This is a genomic window from Mesorhizobium sp. WSM4313, from assembly GCF_002294725.1.
Lineage (GTDB): Bacteria > Pseudomonadota > Alphaproteobacteria > Rhizobiales > Rhizobiaceae > Mesorhizobium.
Map to the genome: position 1 here is coordinate 1 of NZ_NSFT01000043.1, position 1,155 is coordinate 1,155.

Consider the following 1,155-nt stretch of genomic DNA (forward strand, 5'->3'; position numbering starts at 1 on the left):
GGGCCTGTTGCGCAGTTAGCGAGAACAGGCTCGCAGAGGGGTTTTGACCGCGAAGTGTGTTGTGCTTGGTGGGCGATTTGGCCTTGGGGTTGAGTTTGATGGTGGCGGTGCGGCCCCTAGGCCGGTAGCTGGGCGCACCTATCCTGTGATGGCCGCCCATCGGCGCATGTTGAAAGCGATCGCCGCCATCGTTACCTGGGCTGCGGCCTTGGCCAGTCCGACATAGCGGATCATGGTCAGCTTCATGCGGTTCTTGAGCGTGGCGAAGGTGGTCTCCACTGCCGCTCGCCGTCTGGCGATCAGGCGATTGTAGTGCTTGAGCCGCTCAGGCAGCGCATGATGCTTGTTGGGGCGGCGGGCAATGCGCACCTTCTTGCCTTCGGCCTTGAGCCGGGCACGGCGAGCATGGGTGTCATACGCGGCGTCCGCCCACACCGTCTTCTCGTCGCCGCAGATCAAGGCATCAGCCATTACCGTGTCGTTGACGTTGGCCGGTGTGGTGATCACCGTGCGGATCAGACCGGAGCCCTCATCCACCCCGACATGAGCCTTGTAGCCAAAGGTGAGGCCGCGTTTGCCCTTGCGTGCGGTGATGCGAGCGTCTGTGTCCTTCGACGGCCGCTCAGGCGTCGGTGGCGCCGAAACCGCATCGATCAGTGTGGCATCCAGCATTGTGCCGCGCTTCAGGATCACGCCGGCTTTCTCCAACTGCCGGTCCAGTTCGCCGAACAGCTTCTCCATCAGCCCTTCGCCGACAAGCAGATTGCGAAAGCGCGACAGAACCGTGTGGTCGGGGATCGTATCGTCCAGCCCCAACCCGGCAAAGCGCCGGAATGACAGCCGGTCGCCCAGCGCTTCCTCCAACTCGCGATCAGACAGGCCATAGAGCGATTGCAGCAACAGCGCCTTGAACAGCACCAGTGGCGGCCAAGCTGCCCGGCCAGGTCCACCATCGCGCAACGGGTTGAGCAGCTTCTCGAAGCGGTACCACTTCACCAGACCTGACAGACGGTCGAGTGGCGAAGAACCGCCCGCAAGCTTGTCGCCTAGAAACGCCTCCGCCAGGCTCAACTGTCCCGTCTGCTTCACAGCCATCGCGATTCCCTCCGAGCTTCCTCTCAGAGAATCACAACCAGCCAATTACGCAACAGGCCC

1 protein-coding gene is annotated in these 1,155 nt (G+C 62.6%); it reads right to left on the minus strand.

The window, feature by feature from the left end; all coding sequences use genetic code 11:
- Positions 1-138 precede the first annotated feature (138 nt).
- Positions 139-1,095 (minus strand): IS5 family transposase, encoded by a 957-nt coding sequence (locus CK219_RS30975; RefSeq protein ID WP_095770217.1) that lies wholly within the window; start codon positions 1,093-1,095, stop codon positions 139-141.
- Positions 1,096-1,155: the final 60 nt, after the last annotated feature.

What these genes read in the sequence shown, in the direction of transcription:
- CK219_RS30975 (WP_095770217.1), bottom strand. Translation starts at nt 1,095, where the DNA reads ATGGCTGTGAAGCAGACGGGACAGTTGAGCCTGGCGGAGGCGTTTCTA.